Source organism: Gluconacetobacter asukensis (assembly GCF_014174375.1).
Taxonomy (GTDB): Bacteria; Pseudomonadota; Alphaproteobacteria; order Acetobacterales; family Acetobacteraceae; genus Gluconacetobacter; species Gluconacetobacter asukensis.
On sequence record NZ_JABEQE010000039.1, the window covers coordinates 1 to 5,828 of the forward strand.

General features: G+C 57.9%; 4 protein-coding genes and 2 pseudogenes. 5 read left to right on the forward strand and 1 reads right to left on the reverse strand.

The window, feature by feature from the left end; translation table 11 throughout:
* Positions 1 to 112: pseudogene (locus HLH35_RS20100) on the reverse strand (adenosine kinase); the annotation flags it as partial.
* Between the two features lie 92 nt (positions 113 to 204).
* On the opposite strand from HLH35_RS20100, the pseudogene HLH35_RS19475 reads away from it, so the two are divergent.
* The 5 genes and pseudogenes from HLH35_RS19475 to HLH35_RS19495 all read left to right on the forward strand — a co-directional run.
* A pseudogene (locus HLH35_RS19475) lies at positions 205 to 483 on the forward strand (transposase); the annotation flags it as partial.
* A 384-nt stretch (positions 484 to 867) separates the two neighbouring features.
* Positions 868 to 3,021: a type I secretion system permease/ATPase gene (locus HLH35_RS19480; RefSeq protein ID WP_182980715.1), complete on the forward strand. Its 2,154-nt coding sequence runs from the start codon at positions 868 to 870 to the stop codon at positions 3,019 to 3,021.
* Positions 3,008 to 4,516 (forward strand): HlyD family type I secretion periplasmic adaptor subunit, encoded by a 1,509-nt coding sequence (locus HLH35_RS19485; protein ID WP_182980716.1) that lies wholly within the window; start codon positions 3,008 to 3,010, stop codon positions 4,514 to 4,516. The genes HLH35_RS19480 and HLH35_RS19485 overlap by 14 nt, the downstream gene beginning before the upstream one ends.
* Positions 4,517 to 4,793: 277 nt before the next feature.
* A complete protein-coding gene (locus HLH35_RS19490; protein ID WP_182980717.1) occupies positions 4,794 to 5,459 on the forward strand; it encodes a hypothetical protein in 666 nt (221 codons plus the stop codon).
* Positions 5,456 to 5,743: a hypothetical protein gene (locus HLH35_RS19495; protein WP_182980718.1), complete on the forward strand. Its 288-nt coding sequence runs from the start codon at positions 5,456 to 5,458 to the stop codon at positions 5,741 to 5,743. Before HLH35_RS19490 ends, HLH35_RS19495 begins: the two co-directional genes overlap by 4 nt.
* Positions 5,744 to 5,828: the final 85 nt, after the last annotated feature.

A 5,828-nucleotide genomic window follows, 5' to 3' on the forward strand; every position in this document is an offset into this window, starting at 1 on the left:
TCATCGCCGTGGTGAAATCCTCGGTCTGGTAGAGCGAGCAGATTTCTTCCTCGTTGGCGAACAGGATGTCGATATGCCCGTGCACCAGCTCGCGGAAGGCATCGCGATGCCTCTGGTCCAATTATAACATATTGATAATAAAAGATTCACGATCGTTGCTATTTCAGGACAGAGCCTCGCTTCAGCCAGCCACGTGAGCAGTTACAGAAACGGCCTATCCTCGTCGGTACCCAGGGACTTCTGATGTCCGCCATCGTGTATTCGGCCGATATCCAGGACCGCGACGGCGGCGTCATGCTGATGACGACGTTGTTCGGATTGTATCCGTTCCTCCTGAAACTCTACGCTGACGCAGACTATCAGGGGCCGAAGTTTCAGCAGGGACTGGCCCAGGTCTGTCGCGCTGTGAACGTCGAGATCGTGCGACGAGGCGACGCCGGCAAGTTCGTGGTGTTGCCCAAGCGCTGGATTGTGGAACGCACCATCATTTGATGCCGTCGAATATGTCACACGCGAATAGGTGGAATAGTTCAACAACCGCCGCATCCTTGCGCCCATCCGCAACCTCACGCCCGCCGAGGCCAAGCAACAGTCTTATGCAGCTCTAGACCAGGTCCCGATCGCCGCGTAATTTGTGCAAACCGGTCTTTGCCAATTCCGGGGCGGTTCACACCCTGTAGTCTTTCGTATTTAATAAAATGGTTTTTATGCTTTTTAGAAGGAAACCTAGACCTTCGAGTAACGCAAACGCTTTACAAAAATCGTGCGGCGTGCATGAGTAAGAATCTAATTGAATTCGGGATAGTTTTGCAAAGATCCTTTTATTGGCAGCCATTTACCTAAAAATCCCGTACCATTAGGGTCGATATGCAACAGAGTTCGTCCTGTGACCCCCGCGACAATACGGACGACACTGTCTCCGCGTCGATTCACGCCGTGGTAGAATTTCTTCGCTTCCATGGCATCGTAGCAGATGCTTCTCAGATCGTGCATCAATGGGGCACCGAACCATCGGCTGCCACCGTTCTGCGTGTGCTTCATCGCGCGGGGCTCAAAGCGCGGGCTGTCCGACTGCCATTGAAGCGCCTCGCGCGCGCGCCGATGCCAGCCTTGGCGGTTCGAGTGGACGGGAGCCTGCAGATGCTTGGCCGCGTGGGCGACGACCAAGTGCTGCTTTTCGATAGCACCACGCGACGTCCGGCAATCGAAGAGCTCCATAGTTTTCAGGATGGCTGGTCCGGTGTTGCGATCCTCGCAACACGCAGGTCTACCGGCGCGCTCTCGGAGCTTCACTTCGATTTTCGCTGGTTTCTCGGCGTGGTCAAGAAGTACCGTCGCGTCTTGGGAGAGGTACTGATAGCCTCCCTGTTTCTCCAAGTCTTCGCGCTTACCACTCCTTTAGCCTTCCAGATTCTGGTCGACAAAGTTCTGGTCAATCGCGGAATGAGCACGCTGGATGTCGTCGCGGTGGCCCTCGCGGTGATCGCCCTGTTCGAGGCATTGCTGGGCGGATTGCGCAGCTATGTCTTTACCCACACGACCAACCGTGTCGATGTGGAGTTGGGCGCCCGGCTGTTTCGTCATTTACTCGCATTGCCCCTCGCCTACTTCCAGGCGCGCCGGGTGGGTGATTCCGTCGCCCGCATCCGTGAGCTCGAAAACATCCGGCAATTTCTGACAGGCTCCGCGTTGACGCTTGTCATGGATCTTCTGTTCACCCTCGCCTTCGTGGGGGTGATGGCCACCTACTCGCTGAAGCTTACCGCGATCGTGCTGCTGTCCATTCCGATCTACGTACTAGTCAGCGTGATCGCAACGCCCTACTTTCGGATGCGTCTGGAGGAACGTTTCAAACGTGGCGCGGAAAATCAGGCCTTCCTGGTCGAAGCCGTGGCGGGGATTGAGACGGTCAAAGCAATGGCGGTGGAACCGCAGATGCAGAAACGTTGGGAGGAGCAACTCGCGGGTTACGTCCGGACGAGCCATTCCGTGTCCAATATCGGCAACGTCGCGACCCAGATGATCCAGGGAACCAGTAAGCTGGCAACCGCGGCCACACTGTGGGTCGGGGCGCATGAGGTCATTGATGGCGGCATGACCGTTGGAGGGCTGGTAGCCTTCAATATGCTGTCCGGGCGCGTGAGCCAGCCCGTGGTGCGTCTCGCGCAGATGTATCAGGACTTTCATCAAACCCGTATTTCTGTCGAACGATTGGGTGACATTCTCAATACGCCGATAGAGCGCGGCTCTGGAGCGAGCGGCAATCCACCCAGCCTTGCCGGACGGGTCTGTTTCGAGCGCGTCAAATTCCGCCATCGGATCGATGGCCCTCTCGTGCTGGATGAAGTCTCTTTGGATGTGGCCGCCGGCGAGATCATTGGGATTGTCGGTCCGTCTGGGTCCGGGAAAAGCACGCTGGCGAAACTGCTGCAACGCCTTTATGTGCCGGAGAGCGGCCGTATTCTCGTCGACGGCCTCGATCTCGCGTTGGCCAATTCGGCTTGGCTGCGGCGGCGGATCGGGGTCGTTCTGCAGGAAAATATCCTGTTCAATATGACGGTGCGCGAGAACATCGCCCTCGCCGATCCGGGGATGGCGATGGAGCATGTCGTGCGGGCGGCAACGCTTGCCGGCGCGCATGACTTCATTCTCAGCTTGCCGGAAGGCTATGACACGCAGGTCGGAGAACGCGGTGCATTGCTGTCCGGAGGCCAACGTCAGCGCATTAGCATTGCCCGCGCCCTTGTCGGCAATCCGCGGATCCTGATCTTTGACGAGGCAACCAGTGCGCTCGATTATGAGAGCGAACGCGTCGTCCAACATAATCTGCGCACGATCTGCACGGGACGGACGGTGTTCATCGTCGCGCACCGCCTGAGCACCGTGCGGCACGCGGACCGGATCATCGCCTTGGAGGGTGGCCGACTCGTCGAACAAGGCTCGCACGATGAATTGCTGCGGCGCGGAGGGCATTACGCAGCCCTCCACGCCTTGCAGGGAGGGCTGCATGCCGCCGGATAACATGGTGCGCATGGCGCCGCCACCGAGCCCCACCAGGAAACCCGATGAAACTATGGCGGCTTTGCTGCCGCTCCTCGCACGCCGTCCCCGTCACGAACTTGAATTCCTGCCTGCAGCGTTGGAAATCGTCGAGACACCGGCGCCGCCGGCGCCGCGGGCGATCGCCATGGCGATTTGCGGCTTCTGCTGTGTCGCGATTGTCTGGTCGATCCTTGGTCGCATTGATATTGTCGCGAACGCACCCGGCACGATCGTTCCGTCCGGTAAAGTCAAGCTGGTACAAGCGGTCGGTACCGCCAACCTCCAGCAGATTCTGGTCGCGGACGGGGACCACGTCCTCAAGGGTCAGCCGGTGTTAAAGCTCGACGCTGTGTCTGCACTGGCCGCACGCGACAAGCAGGCGGCTGACCTGGCGGCATCGCGATTAGCCGTGGCTGGGCTTATAGCGTTGCGTGATCAAATCGCGTCCCCGGGGCACGCGCTGCATTTCAGCCCCCCAATTGGCGTCACCCTGGCACAAATCGAGCAGGAGCTCGCCTCCGTCTCGGCGCGCTCCAGTGGGCAGGAGGCCAAGCTCGCCTCCCTGACGCAGCAGATGGCGGAGAAGCGGGTTGAGGCCGTGGAAGATGCCGGCGCGGTTGATAAGCTGAAGGCCGAGTTGCCGCTGCTGGCGGGTGTACGGGATATGTACGCAAAGCTTTACGCGCAACGCTTGGGAACCACGGTCGATCTTCTGTCGAGCGCCCAGCGCTTTTCGGACGCGGCCCATGATCTGGCAATCCAGATCGCCCATCGTGGCGAAGCCACAACGGAACTGGCGTCGCTCACCAAGCAATATGCAGCACAGCAAGCCGACTACGTCCACAGCGTGTTGCAGGACCTGTCGGAGGCCCAGAGGACATTGGGCGAGGACGAAGCCTCCTATCGGGCGGCGGCGCACGAGGCGAGCGAGACCGTGCTCCGCGCGCCCGTCACGGGTACGGTGCAGCAACTGGCAGTGCATAGCAGCCATGGAGTCGTGACGCCCGGCGAGAAGCTGATGGTCATCGTGCCCGACGATCAGCACCTCGTGGTGGAGGCTATGATCCCAAACCGCGACATCGGCTTCGTGAAGGTCGGGCAGCGGGTGCAGGTAAAGGTCGCGGCGTTCAAGTTCACGCAGTATGGCCTGGTTCCGGGGAGCGTCGTGTTGGTCAGCCGGGATGCGGTGGATGACACGACGAAAGATACACAAGATGTCCTATCCGGGCGTGCTGGCACCTCCGCCGAGGGAACGCAGAGCGGCAGTGAGCCTGATCTCGATGGCGGCGAGGGCAGCGGCTATGTCGCACGCATCGCACTTGATCGCGCCACTCTTCCCGTCGAAGGGCAAACGGCGCGGCTTCAGCCGGGCATGGCGGTCACCGCCGAAATCCTCACTGGACGCAGGCGCATCATCAGCTATCTCCTGTCTCCGCTGAATCGCTCTGTCCAGGATGCCGGGAGAGAAAGATGAGTGAGGGTTCGCGGCGGGGGTCTTGTCACAGACTCTATGAGTCCTCTCTCTTGAAGGAGACAATGCGTTGCGATTCAGGGGAGTGTACATTTACGGTGCCGGCAATGGCGCCCTCTCCGCAAGCCTTCGTCACAATCCTGCCAGCGGTAATTACATCGAACTTCTGGCCGCCGCGCATGCGAACCGATGAGGGCCATGACTCACTGACGAGACGAACGAAGCAGTTCGATGTCGGTGCGGTGGGCGAAGAGGTCCCCACATTGGCGGACATTACGACGTGAATAGCAAGTTTATGAAGAGGCGGTTCATTTACACGATGCTGCTCGCAACGGTAGCGGCCGCCCTTATTCTACGGGAATGCGAGAAACGCACGCCGCGTGTCGCTGCCATAAACGGCTTGATATACTGTGCAAATCCGTCGCGCGGGATTGGAATAGGTAAAGTTACGAATACGGTTACTAATGAGTATGAATATTACGTGTGGCTGAAATGGGATGCTGAATGGAACGCCCAGTCCCACGCGCTACGGCTTCAACCGAAGACTGATGTAACTCCATTGGATCATATCGTGGTTGGATCCGTAATGACGACGTCTAGTTCTCTCTACTATTTTGGGAAAACGTCTTCTGTGGAAATGGTCTCTAGGCTGCACGGGGTTCGCGATCCCAAGCGCGATCTGCCGGGACTTAAAGCCTATTCTGACTGGGCTGACGAACTATATATACCGAATGCGAATAATGGTGATCCATTTATTCAATGTATTGGCATCTTGTGGAAGACGAACCCGGACGACGCTTCCTGTCACGCCCACTGGTCCTTTGAAAAAAATTACGGCGCTGACATTGCGTTCCATATGGAAAATCTTATGCATTTTGAAGCAATACGACGAGAAGTAGAGAATCTGATCACGCAAGACCTGTGCAAAGGGGGAGAGGGAAGATGAAAGACGCCACGTATGCGAGTTTGATGCCCGAGGCTCATATTGACGCCGTCACGGCCAGCATCGCCGGGGTCATTCTTTCCGCAGCCATCATGTCTTCTGCTGGTAACTACGCGACGAAGAGCACTCAAGACTACGCAACGTGGCAAGCTGATTTACAGGCAGACAATGTGGGGGCGGCTCAAAAAGACTATAGTGCGCTGCTTTCGGACATACAAAACTACTACAACATACAATTATATGATGCCAATGGCAACCTCGTCAGAGACCGTTTGAGAATGTGTTGATGCGGTGGCTTGGGCGTGATTCAAGCTGGGGATGTGGACCCGAGCGAGCCGTGGCCGGATGGCTGGATTTGAGAAGCGATTAAAG